General features: G+C 68.1%; 22 protein-coding genes and 1 tRNA gene. 15 read left to right on the forward strand and 8 right to left on the reverse strand.

What is annotated here, in order from left to right:
• Positions 1 to 9: 9 nt before the first annotated feature.
• The 4 genes from acpM to aceE form a co-directional block, all read right to left on the reverse strand.
• Positions 10 to 309 (reverse strand): meromycolate extension acyl carrier protein AcpM, encoded by a 300-nt coding sequence (gene acpM / locus T333_RS16080; protein ID WP_014982996.1) that lies wholly within the window; start codon positions 307 to 309, stop codon positions 10 to 12.
• A 124-nt stretch (positions 310 to 433) separates the two neighbouring features.
• On the reverse strand, positions 434 to 1348 hold the full coding sequence (locus T333_RS16085; protein WP_355000656.1) for an ACP S-malonyltransferase: 915 nt from the start codon (positions 1346 to 1348) through the stop codon (positions 434 to 436).
• Between the two features lie 128 nt (positions 1349 to 1476).
• Complete coding sequence (locus T333_RS16090; protein ID WP_357254580.1) at positions 1477 to 2811, reverse strand: PucR family transcriptional regulator; 1335 nt, start codon at positions 2809 to 2811, stop codon at positions 1477 to 1479.
• Between the two features lie 11 nt (positions 2812 to 2822).
• Positions 2823 to 5771: a pyruvate dehydrogenase (acetyl-transferring), homodimeric type gene (gene aceE, locus T333_RS16095; RefSeq protein WP_496424945.1), complete on the reverse strand. Its 2949-nt coding sequence runs from the start codon at positions 5769 to 5771 to the stop codon at positions 2823 to 2825.
• 254 nt (positions 5772 to 6025) lie between these two features.
• Here aceE and T333_RS16100 point away from each other — a divergent pair, with 254 nt between their 5' ends.
• The 4 genes from T333_RS16100 (at position 6026) to T333_RS16115 (ending at position 7768) form a co-directional block, all read left to right on the forward strand.
• Positions 6026 to 6583, forward strand: a complete 558-nt coding sequence (locus T333_RS16100; RefSeq protein ID WP_496424946.1) for an Rv2240c family protein — start codon at positions 6026 to 6028, stop codon at positions 6581 to 6583.
• Positions 6584 to 6700: 117 nt separating this feature from the next.
• The gene (locus tag T333_RS16105; protein WP_067786218.1) at positions 6701 to 7123 is read left to right on the forward strand and encodes a DUF3052 domain-containing protein; all 423 of its coding nucleotides are present in this window, start codon (positions 6701 to 6703) and stop codon (positions 7121 to 7123) included.
• Positions 7124 to 7196: 73 nt separating this feature from the next.
• Complete coding sequence (locus T333_RS16110) at positions 7197 to 7661, forward strand: peroxiredoxin (RefSeq protein WP_355000659.1); 465 nt, start codon at positions 7197 to 7199, stop codon at positions 7659 to 7661.
• 32 nt (positions 7662 to 7693) lie between these two features.
• Positions 7694 to 7768: transfer RNA gene (locus tag T333_RS16115), tRNA-Val, on the forward strand.
• Positions 7769 to 7872: 104 nt separating this feature from the next.
• Here the strand turns inward: T333_RS16115 and T333_RS16120 are convergent.
• Together T333_RS16120 and T333_RS16125 are read right to left on the reverse strand one after the other, a co-directional pair.
• Complete coding sequence (locus T333_RS16120) at positions 7873 to 9246, reverse strand: tyrosine-type recombinase/integrase (protein ID WP_496424947.1); 1374 nt, start codon at positions 9244 to 9246, stop codon at positions 7873 to 7875.
• Positions 9243 to 9455: a hypothetical protein gene (locus tag T333_RS16125; protein WP_496424948.1), complete on the reverse strand. Its 213-nt coding sequence runs from the start codon at positions 9453 to 9455 to the stop codon at positions 9243 to 9245. Before T333_RS16125 ends, T333_RS16120 begins: the two co-directional genes overlap by 4 nt.
• Positions 9456 to 9679: 224 nt before the next feature.
• On the opposite strand from T333_RS16125, the gene T333_RS16130 reads away from it, so the two are divergent.
• From T333_RS16130 to T333_RS16140, 3 genes are all read left to right on the forward strand, one after another.
• A complete protein-coding gene (locus T333_RS16130; RefSeq protein ID WP_496424949.1) occupies positions 9680 to 9940 on the forward strand; it encodes a helix-turn-helix domain-containing protein in 261 nt (86 codons plus the stop codon).
• Between the two features lie 27 nt (positions 9941 to 9967).
• Positions 9968 to 11755, forward strand: a complete 1788-nt coding sequence (locus tag T333_RS16135) for an AAA family ATPase (protein ID WP_496424950.1) — start codon at positions 9968 to 9970, stop codon at positions 11753 to 11755.
• A gap of 71 nt (positions 11756 to 11826) precedes the next feature.
• Positions 11827 to 12225 carry a hypothetical protein gene (locus tag T333_RS16140; protein WP_496424951.1) on the forward strand — a complete coding sequence of 133 codons (399 nt, stop codon included), beginning with the start codon at positions 11827 to 11829 and terminating at the stop codon, positions 12223 to 12225.
• A gap of 391 nt (positions 12226 to 12616) precedes the next feature.
• On the opposite strand, the gene T333_RS16145 is transcribed toward T333_RS16140, so the two are convergent.
• Complete coding sequence (locus T333_RS16145) at positions 12617 to 13150, reverse strand: hypothetical protein (RefSeq protein WP_496424952.1); 534 nt, start codon at positions 13148 to 13150, stop codon at positions 12617 to 12619.
• A gap of 40 nt (positions 13151 to 13190) precedes the next feature.
• Positions 13191 to 13385 (reverse strand): hypothetical protein, encoded by a 195-nt coding sequence (locus T333_RS16150; RefSeq protein ID WP_496424953.1) that lies wholly within the window; start codon positions 13383 to 13385, stop codon positions 13191 to 13193.
• Between the two features lie 126 nt (positions 13386 to 13511).
• Between T333_RS16150 and T333_RS16155 the strand changes: the two genes are divergently transcribed.
• From T333_RS16155 to T333_RS16190, 8 genes are all read left to right on the forward strand, one after another.
• On the forward strand, positions 13512 to 13745 hold the full coding sequence (locus T333_RS16155) for a hypothetical protein (RefSeq protein ID WP_496424954.1): 234 nt from the start codon (positions 13512 to 13514) through the stop codon (positions 13743 to 13745).
• Complete coding sequence (locus tag T333_RS16160) at positions 13742 to 14266, forward strand: hypothetical protein (protein ID WP_496424955.1); 525 nt, start codon at positions 13742 to 13744, stop codon at positions 14264 to 14266. The genes T333_RS16155 and T333_RS16160 overlap by 4 nt, the downstream gene beginning before the upstream one ends.
• Before the next feature lie 3 nt (positions 14267 to 14269).
• Positions 14270 to 14434, forward strand: a complete 165-nt coding sequence (locus tag T333_RS16165) for a hypothetical protein (protein ID WP_496424956.1) — start codon at positions 14270 to 14272, stop codon at positions 14432 to 14434.
• 113 nt (positions 14435 to 14547) lie between these two features.
• On the forward strand, positions 14548 to 15075 hold the full coding sequence (locus T333_RS16170; RefSeq protein WP_496424957.1) for a hypothetical protein: 528 nt from the start codon (positions 14548 to 14550) through the stop codon (positions 15073 to 15075).
• 41 nt (positions 15076 to 15116) lie between these two features.
• Positions 15117 to 15938 carry a hypothetical protein gene (locus T333_RS16175; RefSeq protein ID WP_496424958.1) on the forward strand — a complete coding sequence of 274 codons (822 nt, stop codon included), beginning with the start codon at positions 15117 to 15119 and terminating at the stop codon, positions 15936 to 15938.
• Positions 15939 to 16558: 620 nt separating this feature from the next.
• Positions 16559 to 16855, forward strand: coding sequence for a hypothetical protein (locus T333_RS16180; RefSeq protein ID WP_496424959.1), 297 nt, complete (start codon positions 16559 to 16561; stop codon positions 16853 to 16855).
• Positions 16855 to 17406, forward strand: coding sequence for a DUF6879 family protein (locus T333_RS16185; protein WP_496424960.1), 552 nt, complete (start codon positions 16855 to 16857; stop codon positions 17404 to 17406). Before T333_RS16180 ends, T333_RS16185 begins: the two co-directional genes overlap by 1 nt.
• Positions 17403 to 18242 (forward strand): helix-turn-helix domain-containing protein, encoded by an 840-nt coding sequence (locus T333_RS16190; protein ID WP_496424961.1) that lies wholly within the window; start codon positions 17403 to 17405, stop codon positions 18240 to 18242. Before T333_RS16185 ends, T333_RS16190 begins: the two co-directional genes overlap by 4 nt.
• Position 18243 lies beyond the last annotated feature (1 nt).

The raw sequence follows: 18243 nt of genomic DNA on the forward strand, positions 1-18243 counted from the left end.
TTTTCGGCCCTACTCGGCGTCGAACTTGGCCTTGAGCTCCGCGGCCGCGTCAGCGTTCTCGGCCTCGAGCTTCTGGATGTAGGCGACAGCGTCGCCGACCGTCTTCAAGCTGGCCAGATCCTCGTCCGGGATCTTCACACCGTACTTGTCCTCGGTCTGCACAGCGATTTCGACCATGGACAGCGAGTCGATGTCCAGGTCATCGACGAAGGACTTCTCGATCGTCACCTCGGAGGGCTCGATGCCCGTGACCTCTTCGATGATCTTGCCGAGTTCCTCGACGATTTGTTCCTGGGTCAGAGCGGCCACTTGGTGGCTCCCTTCTTGTTACTTTGTAGGGCTTCTTCTGTGTTTTTCGGGCCGAGGCCGCCGGGGGTTACCGTCGGTTCGGTCACGACCTCGCATTTTTTCGATGCGCGGTCGCGGAGGAAAGCTAGCCGGAGGTCGACAGTTCGGCCAACGCGGGGAGGTCCTCGGGGGTTTTCAGCGCCAGGTTCGGCGTGCCCTTCAGCTCTCGTTTCGCGATGCCGACCAGCGTTCCGGCCGGTGGCAGCTCCGCCACCGCCGAGACACCGGCCTGTCGGACGGTCTCGGTGCACAGATCCCAGCGCACGGGTCGGGTGACCTGTGCGGCGAGCTTTTCGATCGCGTCCTTGCCCGAGGCCACCGGTTGCCCGTCGAAGTTCGACAGCAGCACCCGGGTCGGGTCCTTGGGCGTGATCTTGGCGATGGCCTCCGCCACCGCGTCCTGGGCCGGGGCCATGAACGCGGTGTGGAAGGCGCCCGCCACGGGCAGCGCCCGAATCCGCGCCTTTTCCGGCGGATTCGCGGCGAGTTCCGCGAGGGCGTCCAACTTGCCCGCGGCCACGATCTGGCCCACCGCGTTGCGGTTGGCCGGAACGAGGTCCAGTTCCGCGAGCCGCGCGAGGACAGCGGCTTCGTCGCCGCCCAGCACCGCGGACATCCCGGTCGGTTCCAGCGCGCACGCCTTGGCCATCTCCGCACCGCGGATGGCGGCCAGGGTGACCGCCTCGTCGGAGCTGATCACTCCGGCGACGGCGGCGGCGGCGAACTCGCCGACCGAATGTCCCGCGACGATCGTAGCGGCCGGAAGCGAATCCTGATCGATCTCGGCGTACGCCAGCAGCGCGGCCGCGACGACCAGCGGCTGGGTCACGGCGGTGTCGACGATCTCCTCGGCCGTCGCGGTGGTGCCGAGACGAACCAAGTCGAGGCCGGCGGCCTTGGACCACAAGGCGAGGCGATCATTCGCGCCGGGAAGGTCGAGCCAAGGCGCGAGCATGCCGGGTGTCTGGGACCCCTGTCCAGGGGCGAACAACGCGATCACGCCTCTAAGAAAACACTGTGAGCCCCGCCGCACGAGATGTCGGCGCGAATGAAGCTTTCCGATGGGTTTTGTGGGGGTCCCACAAAATCCCACGTGGGTCGGCCCGATCGACAGACTCCCCTTCGGCGTTACAGGCCGTCGTGACCGATCGAGATCGGAGTTACCTCTGTGCCTGGAGTCGACGATTCGTTACGCGTTCGTGTCAAACGACCCACCGTTGCCGCGATCCGGAGTACGTAGGCGTCCCGCGGATTCATCGGATCCCGGCCCGTTATCTCGGCGATCCGTTTGAGTCGGTAGCGAACGGTATTTGGATGGACGTACAGCTGACGGGCGCACGTCTCTACGGCTCCCCCGCAATCCAGATAGGCATCGAGGGTATCCGCAAGCGCCGATCCAGCGGCGGCCAACGGGAGGACAAGATACTCGTTCAGCGCGTCGACCGCACCTCGATCACCCAACAAAGCGCGTTCGGGTAGCAACTCGGCCGCGTGCACCGGCCGCGGCGCCCCGCGCCAGCCCACCACTGCCTCCATACCCGCCAACGCCTCCACGGCGCTCGCGTGCGCCGCCCCGAGAGTTCGGGTGGTCGGCCCGATGACCACCGGACCGTCGGAGAACACCTCGGCGAGCAGGTCGGCGAGGAACGGTGAGACGTACCCCGCGTCGCCGAGATGTCCGCTCACCACCATGACCAAGCGGGTGCCCTGCACGACCGCGAGCGCCGCGCGCCCGTGCCTGGCCGCGATGGCGTGCACCGAGCCGACGGAGGAGACGCCCTGCTCCCCCGGCGGCGTGCCGACGAGGACGGTGGCGGGCGCGGTGGCGTCCCAGTTCAGCGTGGCCGCCCTGGAGAGCATGTCGGGGCCGGTGTCGCCGCGCACCACCGCGTCCACCACGAGCGCCTCGAGGCGGGTGTCCCACGCGCCGCGCGATTCCGCGGCGCTGGCGTACACCGAGGCGGCCGCGAAACCGAGCTCGCGCCCGTATCGCAGCACCGCCTCGGTGAGCGCCACCAGCTGCCGGTCGTTGCGCGCGAGCGCGGGCAGCCACTGTTCGAAGAACTCCATGGCCACGCGGACCATGTCGACGGTCTGGCGCAGCGTCAGCCGCCGCGCCAGATCCTGCGGAATGACTTGGAAGGCGTCCAGGCTGAACCGGATGTCGCTGTCGGGATCCTGCAGCCACTCCAGGAAGTTCACCACCGCGGTCTGCACCAGCATCTGCACGCCCGCGCGCTGCGCCGCGTCCAGATCGGCGAAGAACGGCAAACGATCCTGCATCGACCCCACCGCCTCGGTGGAGAGCCGTCCCGAGAACTGCTTCACCCGTTTGAGCAGCGTGTCCGGGAGCGGATCGCGGTTTTGCCGGTTCGGGGAGAGCGCGCCGGTCGGCAGATACACCTCGTGCTCGGAGGAGCCTTCGGTGATCCGACGGGGCCGCGGCGGTTTACGTTCCACCATCCAATATTCCGCTATGCGAGATCTTCGTCCGAACTCACCGCCGCCTTCGGCGCGGCGTCCACGTCGTCGATGCGGTACTTCGCGGCCGCTTCCACCGCCTTCGACGCGTCGATCTTGCCCGTCCGCGCCAGCCCTTCCAGTGCCGCGACCGCGATCGACTGCGCGTCCACGTTGAAGACGCGCCGCGCCGCGGGCCGGGTGTCGGAGAAGCCGAAACCGTCCGTGCCGAGCGTGGTGAAGTCGCCGGGCACCCACTTGCGGACCTGATCGGGCACGGCGCGCATCCAGTCGGTCGCCGCGACGTACGGGCCCTCGACCCGCGACAACGCCTCGGTGACGTACGGGACGCCGGGATCCTCGCCCGGCTTGCGCAGCGCCGCGATCTCCTTGGCCAGCGCCTCCTTGCGCAACTCGCCCCAGGACGTCACCGACCAGACATCGGCCTGCACACCCCACTCGTCGGCGAGCAGCGCCTGTGCCCGGAGGCCGTCGGGCACCGTGACGCCGGAGACGAGGATCTGGGCGCGCACGTCGCCCTCGCCCCCGCGCCGGTACAGGTAGATGCCCTTCAGCAGACCGGCGACGTCCAGGTCGTCCGGCTCGGCGGGCTGCTGGTACGGCTCGTTGTAGAGGGTGATGTAGTAGAAGATGTCCTCGCCGCCGAAGGTGTCGGTGTCCGGCCGCTCCATGGGCTCGGTGCCCGGCAGCGCTGCCTGATGCGGCGGCGTGACGCCACCGCCGTACATCCGGCGCAGACCGTCGCGCACGATGTGGGCGATCTCGAAGGCGAAGGCCGGATCGTAGGTCACCACAGCGGGATTGGTGGAGGCGAGCAGCAGCGAATGGCCGTCGTTGTGCTGCAGGCCCTCACCGGTCAGCGTGGTACGCCCGGCGGTAGCTCCGAGGACGAAACCGCGCGCCAACTGGTCCGCGGCGGCCCACAATCCGTCGCCGGTGCGCTGGAAGCCGAACATCGAGTAGAAGATGTACAGCGGGATCATCGGCTCGCCGTGGGTCGCGTAGGAGGTGCCCGCCGCGGTGAACGACGCCGTCGAACCGGCCTCGTTGATGCCCTCGTGCAGGATCTGCCCGACCGCGCTCTCTTTGTAGGCAAGCATCAACTCGGCGTCGACCGATGTGTACAACTGGCCGTTGCGGTTGTAGATCTTCAACGAAGGGAACCACGAGTCCATACCGAAGGTGCGGGCCTCGTCGGGGATGATCGGCACGATCCGCTTGCCGATCTCCTTGTCGCGCAACAACTCCTTCATCAGGCGCACCAGCGCCATCGTGGTGGCCACGTTCTGCTTGCCGGAGCCCTTGCGCACCGAACGGTACGCCTCGTCGCCCGGCAGTTGCAGCGGCTTTGCCAGACTGCGCCGCTCGGGCAGGAACCCGCCGAGCGCTTGGCGCCGATCCAGCATGTACTGGATCTCGCGGGCCTCCATACCCGGGTGGTAGTACGGCGGCAGGTACGGATCCTTCTCCAACTCGGCGTCGGTGATCGGGATCCGCTGCAGGTCGCGGAAGTCCTTGAGGTCCTGCAACGTCAGCTTCTTCATCTGGTGCGTGGCGTTGCGGCCCTCGAAGTGCTTGCCGAGGGTGTAGCCCTTGATGGTCTTGGCCAGGATGACCGTCGGCTGACCCTTGTGCGCCATCGCGGCGGCGTAGGCCGCGTACACCTTGCGGTAGTCGTGGCCGCCGCGCTTGAGGTTCCAGATGTCCTGGTCGGACATGTTCTGCACGAGCGCCTTGGTGCGCGGATCGCGGCCGAAGAAGTGGTCGCGGACGTAGGCGCCGTCGTTGGCCTTGTAGGTCTGGAAATCACCGTCGGGCGTGGTGTTCATCAGGTTCACCAGCGCGCCGTCGCGGTCGGCGCCGAGCAGCGCGTCCCACTCGCGGCCCCAGATCACCTTGATGACGTTCCAGCCCGCGCCGCGGAAGAACGACTCCAGCTCCTGGATGATCTTGCCGTTGCCGCGCACCGGGCCGTCCAAACGCTGCAGGTTGCAGTTCACCACGAAGGTCAGGTTGTCCAGGCCCTCCATGGCCGCCACGTGCGCGAGGCCGCGCGACTCCGGCTCGTCCATCTCGCCGTCGCCGAGGAACGCCCAGACGTGCTGGTCGGAGGTGTCCTTGATACCGCGATCGTGCAGGTAGTGGTTGAACCGCGCCTGGTAGATGGCGTTCATCGGGCCGAGACCCATGGACACCGTCGGGAACTCCCAGAAGTTGTTCAGCAGCCGGGGGTGCGGGTAGGAGGGCAGCCCGTGGCCGAGGCCGCCGTGGCTGTACTCCTGCCGGAAACCGTCGAGCTTGTCGGTGCTGAGCCTGCCCTCGAGGAAGGCGCGCGCGTAGATACCGGGCGAGGCGTGACCCTGGATGAAGATCTGGTCGCCGCCGCCCGAGTGGTTCTTGCCGCGGAAGAAGTGGTTGAAGCCGACCTCGTACAGCGCCGCGGAGGACGCGTAGGTCGAGATGTGACCGCCGACGCCGATGCCGGGCCGCTGCGCGCGGTGCACCATGATCGCCGCGTTCCAGCGGATCCAGGCCCGGTAGCGCCGTTCCACCTCCTCGTCGCCGGGGAACCACGGCTCGTTCTCGGTGGGAATGGTGTTGACGTAGTCGGTCGAAGTCAGCGAGGGGATCGCGACCCGGCGCTCACCGGCCCGCTCCAGCAGGCGCAGCATGAGGTAGCGGGCCCGGCCGGGGCCCTCGCGGTCGAGCATTTCGTCGAAGGATTCGAGCCATTCGCTCGTCTCCTCCGGGTCGATGTCCGGCAGGTAGGACGCCACCCCTTCGCGGATCACCCGCACACGCCCACCCGACTGCGGCTGCGAACCGTTCGATTCGCGGCCCGCGGCGGGGGCGGGGGCGGCATTGGTTCCTCCAGCGGATTTCGCTGGAACGGAAGAGTCGATCAGGTCGGTCAAATCTGCTCCTCGTACAGGGGTGGACATGCTGATGGCGTCTGTTTCCCCGAGCGGGCACGCTGGTGTGCGGACCACCCGTTACGTAAGGTTCGGGCGCACCCTCCATCCTTGCCGAGGATGCGTCCCAGGTCATCATGTCAGCAGGAAATCCAGTACCGTTTGCAGGAAATGGGTTACTCCCGAGTTGCCCCGGTACGCGCCGGGAACCTGGCGTCGCCCAGCTGGCCTGACCACCTGTTTTTCGATTACCGCCGATGGACGAAACAAGAGCGGGGAGGACGATGAAGCTGCTGAACCCACGCGGGTTCGGACTGGTGTGCGCGACCGTCGTGGTCGCGGCCGGATTGACGGTCGCGGGCTGCGCCGAACGGGTGGCGGGCACCGCCCATCCGAACACTTCGGACCTAGCCGCGTACAAGACCGAGGCGGCGGCTTCGTCGGCCGCGGCCACCTCCTCGCGGCGGGCCGCGGCGCAAGCGCAGGCGATCACCGACAACTGCGCGCAGTTCCCCACCACCACCGGCGTCGGGGTGACGACCTACAACGACTTCGTCGACGCGCACGATTCCAACGCTCCCGACTACGCGGCGAAGCGCGATCTGGCCGCGCAAACCCTCGAGGACGCCGCGACGAAGGTCGAGACCGGCGTGAACACCGCCGCGGGCGCGCTGCCCGACGACCTCGTCGTGAAATTGAACGAATACGTCGCCGCCGCACGCGCGTTGGCCGCGGAGACCCGCACGATGACCTACACCGCGCCGGTCGGCCCGCTCAACGAGGCGAGCAAACGGGTGAACGACGCGCGCAACGTGGTCCGCGACGCCTGCCCGAAACGCTGACGACACGGCGGCCGACGCGACATTCGGTGATCATTTTCGGCCGATCGGCTTGCGCTCGAGCCGATAACCATGTTCGCTTGCAACTATCTACTGTCGGGAGTTGAGGAGGACACCACCGTGGTCGCCGCGGCGGACGCGCAGAACTACGCTCAGAAGCTTGGCATTACACACGGCATGGTTGTCCAGGAACTGGGCTGGGACGAGGACACCGACGACGACCTGAGGGCCGATGTCGAGGACGCCAGCGGTGGGGAGATGGTCGACGAGGACTCCGACGAGGTGGTCGACGCCGTGCTGCTGTGGTGGCGCGAGGGCGACGGCGATCTCGCCGACGAGCTGATGGAGGTCATCAGCCCGCTCGCCGACGACGGTTTCATCTGGGTCCTCACCCCCAAGACCGGTCAACCTGGGCACGTCGACCCGAGCGAGATCGCCGAAGCCGCACCGACCGCGGGACTCACGCAGACCTCGGCGATCAGCCTCGGCGGTTGGACCGGCAGTCGCTTGGTGCAGCCGAAGGCTCCGTCGAAGCAGCGCTGAGCCTTTCGCTATGGTTTCGCCGGGCGGTGTTATCGCCGCCCGGTGGGAACCCGAACCGATGGAGGATTCGCGTATGCCGCTCGAGGAGGGCACCCTCGCGCCGGATTTCACGCTGCGGGACCAGAACAACCAGCACGTCACGCTGTCGGACTACCGCGGCAAGAAGAATGTGCTGATCGTTTTCTACCCACTGGCGTTCACCGGCATCTGCCAGGGCGAGCTGTGCAAGGTGCGCGACGAGCTGCCCAAGTTCCAGAACGACAACGCGGAGATCCTCGCCATCTCCGTCGGCCCGCCGCCCACCCACAAGATCTGGGCCGCCGAACAGGGCTACACCTTCCCCCTGCTCTCCGACTTCTGGCCGCACGGCGCCATCGCCCAGGCCTACGGCGTCTTCAACGAGAAGTCCGGCTACCCCAACCGCGGCACCTTCGTCGTCGACCGCGAGGGCTACATCCGCTTCTCCGAGATGAACGGCCCCGGAGAGCCCCGTGACCAGGCGGCTTGGGAGAAAGCGCTCGCCGCGCTAGATTCATAGACCGTTGCCCGTCGGCCCCCGCCGACGGAGACGGGCGTATAGCTCAGCGGTAGAGCACTGGTTTTACACACCAGCGGTCGGGGGTTCGATCCCCTCTGCGCCCACCATGTTCAAGCCCAGGTCAGAGGCTATTTCTGATCAACCGGCGGTGTTCCCGCCAGCGGCCCGAAACGGGCCAGTGTCCCTACAGCGTCCCTACTGGTGGTCGGGACTACGTGCCGGTGGCCCCGGCGTCCTCACCGAACAGGGCCGCGCCCGCCGCCTCCAGCGCTTCCGGGTAGACGTGGCCGTAGACCCGCAACAGCACCGCCGGATCATGGCCGAGCCACTTCGCCACCGCCGACACGGCCGCCCCGGAGTCCAGCAGGATGGTCGCGGCGGTGTGCCGGGCATCGTGCAGGCGGATCACCGGCAGGCCCGCCGCCTTGGCCTGGCGCTGGAACTCGTCGGTGTACCACTCCGGCCGGATCGGTGAACCGTCTTCGTGGACGGCGACCAGACGCTCATCCGACCACGACGCCCCGAGCGCCAGCGCCTCGGCCTTCTGGGCGACCTTCAACCGGCCGAGGGCCTTCACGACATCGGCCGGGAGCGGCAGGCTGCGGCGGGACCGACGCGACTTCGGGTCGTCCTCTTCTACGTCCTTGCCGACGGCCACCCGGCCCCGGCGGACATGCAGGGTGCCGCCCTCGATGCGAGACCACCTCAGCCCCATGATTTCCGAGCGCCGCAGCCCGCACAGCGACAGCAGAAACAGCGCGTACAGGCGGTGCTCGCGGACGTGTTCCCGGAACGCGCGGCTCTGCTCCCGCGTCCACACCTGCATCTCGGTGTCGGCGATGTCGGGCCGCTTCACCAGCCGGGCGACGTTGCGCGTGACCAGGCCCTGTTTCATCGCGTCATCGAGTGCGGCCGAGAGCTGGATCAGCATCGTGGTGACGGTGCGCTCCTTCACTCCCTGTGGCTCGGGCGGTGCTGCGGTGTCGGGGGCGAGAACGTAGGTGCCCCGCTTCGGACGAACCACCTTGCCGGACAGGCGCAGCCGGTCCAGGTACCGCCCAGCCTTCTCGCCGAACTTCTCAGTCACCTGGGCGTAGCGCACGCCCTCGGGGTGCTCGGCGACGAACGCCAGCACCGCCGTCACGGCGTCGTTGGCCGGAGCCTTGCCGCCGCGTCCCTCGGTGAGCCGCCAGGTCACGAGGTCGTCCACGTGCTTCTTGGTGAGCTGCTGGAGCGGCATGTTGCCGAGCCTGTCCACCACGGGCTTGAGGGCGTGCCGGTAGCCGTCCACGGTCACCCGGCGGACATCGCGCCGACCATCCAGCCACGCCGTGATGTGCGCGCCCACAGTGGTCTTGGTCGGCGCGACGTAGCGGCCTTCGGCGACCTCGGTGGTGATACGGCGGTACTCGCGTCGCGCCTCGGTCTTGGTGTCGTAGGTGAAGCGGCGACGGTCGCGGGTGCCGTCCGACTTGAGCCCGACCTCCGCGCGGAACTCGTAGGTCACCGTGCCGTTCTTGGACACCCGCTTGTTGATGGGCTCGGAGCGGCGCGAGTTCTCCTGCTTGTCGGTGTTCGTGCTCATCGGGTCAACTCCACTTCGATCTGGTCGAGGGTCAGGCCATAGCCGGACGGCCCGGCGTTGGCGGTGATATGGCCGTCGGCGCCGGTCAGCCGGTACGTGCCGTAGCCGAGTGCGCGGGGGTCGCGCCGCGCGCACTTCTCCAGCCGCAGCCCCTGCCGGTCGGCGGCCCGGCGGAGCCGGTTCTCCCTGACTTTGATGCTCTGATCCATGCCTGAAACGATACTCAGAGTGATGCTGTTGTCACGCCGAGAGTGGGTCACCGTGCCCCACAAGGACATCCAATAGCGACACGTTCTGTTGCGTGTTGGTGCGTAGTGACCGGGCCGGTATCGTTGGCGGCGCAACCCTCACAGCGGCAGCAACCCGCTCCACGGTCAGCAGACGGAATCGAAGCCGCGAAGCTGATCACCTCACACACCGTGGAGCGTGTGTCATGGCAACTTCGCTGTCCTCTTTTCTCAGTGAGCGCGACCTCGAAACGCTGTCCGCGCCGACCGTCTCGGTCGATGACGCCGGGCGCGTGCTGGGCATCGGCCGCTCATCCGCGTACGCCGCTGTCAGGTCAGGGGAGATTCCGTCGTTCCGCATCGGCCGCCGGGTCCGTGTACCGGCAGTCTGGGTCCGAGCACAGCTTCGCCTCGATGACGTGGCCGCTGTCGCCGAACCGGCCGCGCTCGCGTCTCAGTCCGCCTAATCCCGAACAACTTTGAGGAGGGCGGACATGCCCAAGACGTGGAACACCCCCGGCGACCGTGACGTGACCGGGGGCGCTGATCCAACCGAACCGTTCGAGGGATTTGGCGGGCCGACGAACAGCTCCCAGTCTACCGGCGGCGGTGTGGAGGAGAACCCCTTCGCGTCCGGTGATGTGGCCCGGCGTGAACGGCCCGCCGAGTTCGTCCACGGCCAGCACGCGGCCTACGCCGTCGGAAAGGCGCAGGGCTCGGTCATGAGCCCGGAGACCCGGCTGGACGCGGCCCTGGACCCGGACGGGTACCTGGAGCTGGTCACGACGTACGAGTCGGCAGGCCTGCCGCTGCCCGAGGTGTTCGCCGAAGCCGAGGCGGTGCCCGTCGCCGCGCTGGCTGGTGTCGCGGCGGACTTCGCGCCGACCGTGGACCAGGCCGCCGCGTTCGCCAAGCGGTTCGGCGCGACTGACCCGCACGCGGTGGTGGAAGCCGCACGGGCCGCGCGGAATCGGGGCGCAGCGCCCAGCCCGTCGCGTGCCACGCGGCGCGCTCGGGTGACCTGGGCTGTCGAAATCGAGCCCGAGCCGGTGGTGTGGGCGTGGGAGGGCAACCCCGACGCTGAGCCCGAAGGCGTCACGAAGGCGTCGGATTCCTTACACATGACGCCTTCGACGCCTTCGACGCCTTCGGGACGGAACACGGGACGCATCGCCGCCGGGTCGCTGTCCATCGCCGCCGGGCGTGAGGGCACCGGCAAGTCGTCGTTCGGCATCTGGATGGCCGCGAACATCACCAGGGGGACGCTGCCCGGTTCGTTCTACGGCACGCCGCGCCGGGTGTTCTATGTCGCGCTGGAGGACTCGTGGAAGCACACCCTTGTCCCCCGCCTGATGGCGGCGGGGGCTGACCTTTCGATGGTCGGCCGGTTCGAGGTTGTCTCGAACAACGACACCACCATGACGCTCTCGCTGCCCAGCGACAACGAGATGCTGGAGGAGGAGACCGCAGACCACGACGTGGCCCTGATCGTTATCGACCCCCTGATGTCGGTGATGGGCGAGAAGATCAACGCCAACCACTCCAGGGAGGTTCGCACCGCTCTCGACCCGCTCGCCGGTATCGCCGACCGGACCGGGGCCGTGGTGTTGGGCATCGCCCACTTCAACAAGAGCACCGGCACCGATGCGTCCTCCTTGATCACCGGTAGCGGCGCGTTCAAGGACGTACCCCGCGCGGTGTTCGGCTTCGCCCGCGACGCGGACGAACGGGTGATGTCTCAGGTGAAGAACTCGCTGGGCCGGGATGACCTGCCGTCGCTGTCGTACCGGATCGAGGAAGCGGTGGTGCCCACGAAGAAGGGCGACGCCACCACCGGAAAACTCGTGTGGCTCGGCGAGTCCGCTGTATCGGTCCGGGACATGCTGCGGGAAGCAGCGGCACCGGATCGTGACCCCGGCACGGACAAGCCTCCGGCACAGCGCTTCGTCCTCAAGTACATCTTCGAGAACCGCGACGAGAACGGCGAAGTCCCCGCCGCCGAGGTGATCGAGAAGGGCATCGCGGCGGGGTTCACCAAGAACGAGATCGACAACGCGCGCCGCCGCTGCCGTGACCCGAAGATCACCACTCGCCGGATGGGGCAGCCTGCCCAGCCGGGCGGTGCCTGGATGTGGGCGGCCGAGGGCGATCCGTTGGCACTCAGGCCGGAGTCGTCCCCCGAAGGCGTCGAAGGCGTCGAAGGCGTCATGTGTAAGGAATCCGACGCCTTCGTGACGCCTTCGGGAGGAGCGGGACCGGCCGAGGCGGGAGCCGCCGACTAGCTGACCGCGTGACAGTCGGGCCAACTCCTCTGTACTGCAACCACTTTCACCGAACCCGAGAGGTACACCGCATGATCCCCGAGTCCGGCCACATCACGGCCTGCTTCACCACCCTCAAGGAAGGGCACCGCCTGCACGAATATCTACGGGTTGTCGCGTGGGACGACGACGGCAACGCCCTGGTGCCCGACGCCGACTCTGGCCGCCTGGTCGTCGCGCGGAACCAGCCCGGCTTCAACGGGCTCGAAGGTGTCGAGACCGACAGCAAGACCCCGGTCGCGCTGATCCCCGGCGGCGGCTGGATCGCCGACCACGGCGACGGCTACACCGCGCCGGTTGTCGCCTGGGGAGTGAGCGGCGACGGCGAGATGCGGGCCTACACCCGGTGCGATGAGAGCTGGGCCGAACCGTCGGGCGGACGCTCGGGATTGCGCTTCCACGTCCGTCACCCTGACGAGACGGAGGGCTGACGCCGTGACCCAGACCCGCGTCAAGCTCGCGGCCGAGGCTGTGGCCGCCGTCATCGCCGAGCGCCGCTCCCGCAGGAGCGCGGCGGTCCCGTTCGACGCCGCGCTGATTCGACCACGTGCAGCGATTGCAGCCTCCGACCGGCCCCGAGGAGGGCCGCTTCGACCGCCCGTAGGGACGCTGTAGGGACGCTGGCCCGAATCGGGCCGCTGTCGGGACAACCCGCCCGCGGATCAGAAATAGCTGCCTACCTTGCAGTTATCGAAACTGCGGTGGACGCCGACCAAGCCCCGGCCGCCGGTGTCGGAGACCGTTTCCGCTCACCCGCGCACTGTCGGCGGCCCTGGGCGGCCCCGGCGTGGAGCCGTGTCCGCTCAGGGCCGCAACGGGATTTCAGTCGCCGGACGGTTCCGCGTCGCCCCTGGCGACCTCGGCGATTGCGCGGTCTACGAGAGCATCGGCCCAGTCGTCGGCGTCGGACGGTTCGGCAACCGCCCTGATGGCCGGGGTCGGCTCCATCCCGCCGATCTCGGACATGAGCGCCGCCGCCTGCGCGGCCCACTCCTCGTGAGACACCGGGGTGGACAGTTCGACCTTCTCGGGCAGCGCCAGGCCGTAGAGCTTCACGCGGGCCATGATGAGCCGGAGCGCGGTATCAGCGGCCTTGAGGTCGCCGGACAGCGCAGGCTTCCACACCGCCAGCAGAAGGCGTTCGAGGCGTGCGCCTTCCAGGTCTCGGAACTCGTCGGCGAGCTTGTGGTCTACCCGGTCGAGCAGGGCGCTCGCGGCCTTGCGCGCGCCGGATTCGTCGGCGTAGCCGAGCTGGGCGGCGATGCGCGCCCAGGTTCCGCCAGCGAGGCGCAGCTCAAGCGCCTTCTGCGCCCTGTCGCGCTCATCGGCGGTGGCTGTCGTGTTCGGGGTGGTCATGGTCGTTTTCCTCCGATTCGGAATTGGTAGGCCGGACAGCTCAGGCAGCCGGGACAGCGACGCCGCGCAGGACGCCGGGAGCGACCGGGTCGGGCACGAGGTCGATGCTCCAGCGGGCACCGCACGAGATGCACGCATAGGTCGGGCCGATGTCGAGATGGCGCGGGCGGTGGACGCCGGGGTAGACGCACTTGGCGCACACGGTCGGCCAGTCGGTCAGGGTGTCGATGTTCATGGGGTCTCGCTCCGGTTCGGGTTGGTCGGTGAGGCCGCCAATCGTCAAGCTACGCAGGAGCGGTGCAGCGGACCCCGGTAGCTGCGTTCGGGGTCCGCTGCACCCCTGGGGCGTAGAACTTCTGTCATGAGCACGACATACGCCGAGACCGACCCGCGAAGCCGCCCGCCGGAGAGCTGGCGGGGCAGGCTGGCCGCGCTCGCCAGCCGGGGAGAAACCGACGGCCCGCGCGTCGCTGAGTGCCGCCGGGCGTTGGCCTGGTGGAACGCTCACGAGCTGTTCGGCCGTGAGATCGACCGGGGCACGCTGACCATCGAGACCGCCGAGCGGATGCTCGACATGATCCGGGGCGCATCGTGAAGGCGTACCTCCGGCCACGCCGCCCGGCCCCAACCGGCCGGCAAAGCCCACCCGTCGCCGAGCCGAAGCCACTGACCGGGGCCGCCGAACTGCTCGCCGAACTGGCCGCCTTCGCTGACCGGGCGGCAGCTTCTCCGGTGCCGGGCGCTGCGGCGGCCGTCGCTGCGGACCTGGCCGCCGAACTGCTGGACTCCCTGCGCGCTCTCGCCGACATGGCCGGGGCCGCGCGCCCTCGGCCCGCCGTGTTTGTCGCCTCCGACGTTGCAGCGCGCACCTGGGCCGAGCCCCTGGCCGCCGCCGTCTCGGCCGCGAGCACGGCGCTCGCCCGGCCCTCGGCGCGGATGCAGACGTTCGAGGTCGAAGACCGGCGGTTCAACGCAGGGCGTCGGATCGGGGAGTGCCGGACCGCGATCCGGTCGGCACGCCGTCGCCTTGACGGCGTCGCCGAGCGCGCCGCCGCCCGTGACCGTCTCGCCGAACGCGGCGTGACCTTGCTTCGGTACAAGTGCGAGAGGCGCTGAGCCATGAGCTACTACCCGAGCTGCACCCGCTGCGGCGGCATCACCTCCCGCGAGAAGCCCGGCTACGGCTGGGTCTGCTGGCCGTGCGTGAAGGCCATCCGCGCGGGCGAACCGGCCACCCTGGACGCGCCAGATGCCGAGCGCGGCAGCGCAACCCCACAGACCTGACCCCAGTCGGCGACTCGTCCCGCCGCAACCGAGGACGCCGGGGGCGGTGGTCTGGCTTTGGGCCGCACCGCCCCGGCGTTCCCTAACTCCCACCCACGAGAGGCACTGAACCCATGAAGCTCACCGAGGCCGAGCGCGAGCGGGCAGCGACCGCCCACCACGAGGCCGCCCACGCCATCGCCGCCGTCCTGCACGGCGCGCGCGTCGATTCGGTCGAGGTCTACGCCGCCCCGCGCGGCGATGACCACGGCCGCGTCACCTTCGCGCATGGCCCCGACGACCGGCGGGCCACCACCTACGCCGGACCGTGGGCCGAGGCGCGCTACCTCCACGGGCCGCGCCCGGCGCTCGCTGAGATTCGCGCGGCGCTGTCGGGCACCTGTGACGGCGAGGAGCTGGCCATACTTGGCGGCGGGCTGGCCCGTGAGGTCGAGCCCACCCTCGAAGTCGTGTGGCCTGCTGTCCGCTCCCTGGCAGCGGCCCTGTTCCGCGACGGCCGGGCGGGGCATGACGCGGTGCTCGCTGCGCTGGGAGCGGCATCCGAGAACGACATGCCGATGATCCGCAGCCTGGTCAAGGCGAAGGCGTGGAGCGCCCCGGTCGATCGGGAGGGCACTACAGCCCGTGAGTTGCGTCCGTAGGTTCAGCTTCATGCTCTGCCTGGTCGCGATAGGTTCCAGATGTGGAGAACTCGAGTGAACTCGACCCCGAATGGCATGGCCGAATGGATCATGTGGATAGAGACTTGCCAGGGTGGCGTGAGTGGCTTGCGCAGCCACGACCTGTTCCTGCCGGAAGCCCATTGGCCGGTGACGACAAGCTCTGGCCGAAGTGGTCGGTGAGCACGGTGGCGTTGCAAGGCTTGATCTCTGCCACTGATCATCTCGATCTGTTAAGCAGTCTGAGGGCAGCCGGAACGCGACCAGTCGCCCTATTTACGCTAGCGCGGGCCGCTCTATTCTCGGCGGCGCGTACTGTCTGGGTGCTGGCTCCAGCGAAGCGTGAGGACCGACAAAAGCACGCAATGCTGGTCGCGCACGATAATGTCCGGTACCTACTGTTTGATCAGAAGGAACTTTTGGAAAGCAGCCTGGGTAAGAAGATATCCGACGCGGATAAACCCCAGATGCTCGCACAATCACAAGCTTTGGTTGATGAAGCGAAAAGTATCGCACTGGAGAAGCTGGGCCTCAAACTTGGCGGAAACAGCGGAGAGAAAGTCCAGGACACGCAGATCGTTGAGGCGGCAAGCGCATATATCGACCCCGAGGAAAGCGGCGTCGCTGCAGCACTTCAGCACTATTGGCGCGTCAACTCGGGGCATGCGCATGGTCTCGGGTGGCCAGAACTGCTCAACAAACCGACGATCGTAATGACCAGCGACGGAATTCAGTACCGACACGTTGTCGGAGATGAGCAAGCCATCGCCGAGGGGATTGCTGGTGCCTGGTTGATGACCACCAACGCCTTTCGGCTCTATGTGCAACGGGCCACCCCGGCCTGACGCCCTTGAGGCTTTACGCACCGAAATCTCGAAGTTCGTCTGCCCTCAGCTGATCACAGCTAGCGCTGTGATCAGCGCAAACGCCACCTACAATACCCGTGCAGCGTGGTGTCCAAGCATAAAAACTACCGCTCCGGCCATAGCATCGCCCAGAGCCACACCGCCAGCGGGAGACCGACCGCGATCACCCACAGGACCGCGATCATCGAGCAGCCCGGCGCGGTCCCCGGAGGCATAGCAGGCCGCGACGGACCCTGAGCAACAGGCGCTCGTCCACCGGCGTCTGATCCACGGCTGCGAGAGCGGCCATCACGTCGGAGTGGAGTTCCACGAACTCGGCCATCGGGACCGGCCAGCCGTCCTCGCCGACCACCTCCCAGCTTCCATCGCTGTGCTGGAGGTACCGCGCGCCGTCCATGTCGTCCCCTGTCGTCTCGCTGGTGGCTTGCACCGGCCGCCGGGGAACAACACCCGACGGCCGGGCATAAACGAATCCTCGGCGGGTGCTGTCTGAACCCGATACGACTTTGTGCGTTTTTGCGCGCAACCTTGTGACCCACAGGCTTGCGCGGGAACCATTGCGGGGTACGTTCGCCTCAATTGCAAAGGACGGCCTCACAATGCACTCTCACCTCACACTGCGACTGCTCGGCTCCGGCTCGGATCACGGCACCTGCCCGGCGGTGTACGCCGCCGAGACCGGCGAGCTGGTCGTACAGGGCGACATCACCAACAGGACCGGGACCGTGCTCGTGCCCCACGTCTTGCTCGACTGGCTGGAGCCGGGCATGACGCTGCCCGTAGAAGCCACCGACGCCCCCGGCGCGTTCCTGGTCAGCGGCGAGCAGGTCACCGCGCCGGAAGTCCTCGCACAGCTCCGTCTCGCCAACCATGAGACGGCCGTGGTGGTGCGCTGATGCTCCATGTAACCGGTGACGGGATATTCGAGCCGCTGTTCCGCGCGGCCCGCCGTCGCGCCTTCCACTTGGAGGTGCAGGACACCTACGGTGTGGCCGATGAAGTCGAAGCGCTGCGGCGCTGGGAGGCCGGGGAGAGCTACGAACCGGAGGAACAGCCCGCGTCGTGGAAGGCGTGGGATGACCTGATGACCGAGACGGCCGGGCGCGGCGTTGCGCTCGAACGGCTGCGCGTGGTCACCGTCCCGCACTCGGACTACACCCGGTGGCTGCTCAGCCGGACGGAGATTCGCCTAGAGGTCGGGGAGGCGGTGCGGTGGCTGCCGCGCCACCTCACCGACCCGGCCGCCGTGCCGGGCGATGACTACTGGCTGTTCGATGACGACACAGTGGCCTTTACGACCTTCGCCGAGAGCGGCGAGTTCATGGGGCTGTCCATCACCACCGATCCGGGGATCGTCGCCCGCTGCGTGCAGGCACGGGCGACGTTGTGGCCGAAAGGCGTTGACCACACCCGGTACGCCGACAGCGAGCACGCAAACGCGCCGTGAGAGCTGTCGATGACGCACGGGCCGCGCTCGGCGCACGCCTTCGGGAGCTGCGCCGGGCCGCCCACCTGTCCGGCGTCGATCTCGCCGCTCGGTGTGGCTGGCATTCCAGCAAGATCAGCCGCATCGAGCGCGGGAAGCAAGCGCCGTCCGAAGCCGACCTCGCCGTCTGGTGCGAGGCGTGCGGCGCTCTCAACGTCCTTGATGATCTGGTTGCGAGCCTGCGCAACCTGCGCGCGATGTACCTGGAGTGGCAGCGCACCGTAGCGGCGGGCCACGCGCACCGGCAGCGCCAGTCCATCAAGCTCGAAGGCCAGACCCGGCTCATCCGCTGGTTCGCCCCCGACACCTTGCCCGGTCTGTTGCAGACCGAGGACTACGCGCGGGCGATCCTGCACGCGTGCATCGCCATCACCGGAGGCCGTGACGATCTGGACGAGGCCGTAGCCATGCGGATGGTCCGACAGCGCGTCCTCCAGCGCGGCGGGCACCGCTTCCACATCCTCATCGCCGAGGCCGGGCTACGCCGGACCGTCGGCGACTGCGCGGTGATGGCGGCGCAGCTCGAACACCTCCTCGGCGAGCTAGAGCGGCCCAACCTCCGGCTCGGCGTCATTCCGCTGGACGCCGAGTACCGCGCCCCGGCGACGAACTTCGTCATGTACGACCGCGCCCAGGTGATCACCGAGACCGTCAGCGCCGAGCTGACTATCACCCGGCCGTCGGAGATCGCCCTGCATGACAAAACCTTTGCTCTGCTCGCTGAACAGGCCGCCTACAACGACGCCGCCCGAGCGCTCATCGTGCGAGCGCTGGAGCGGCGTACGGGGGCTGCGTGAG

Source organism: Nocardia sp. CNS-044 (genome assembly GCF_059570515.1).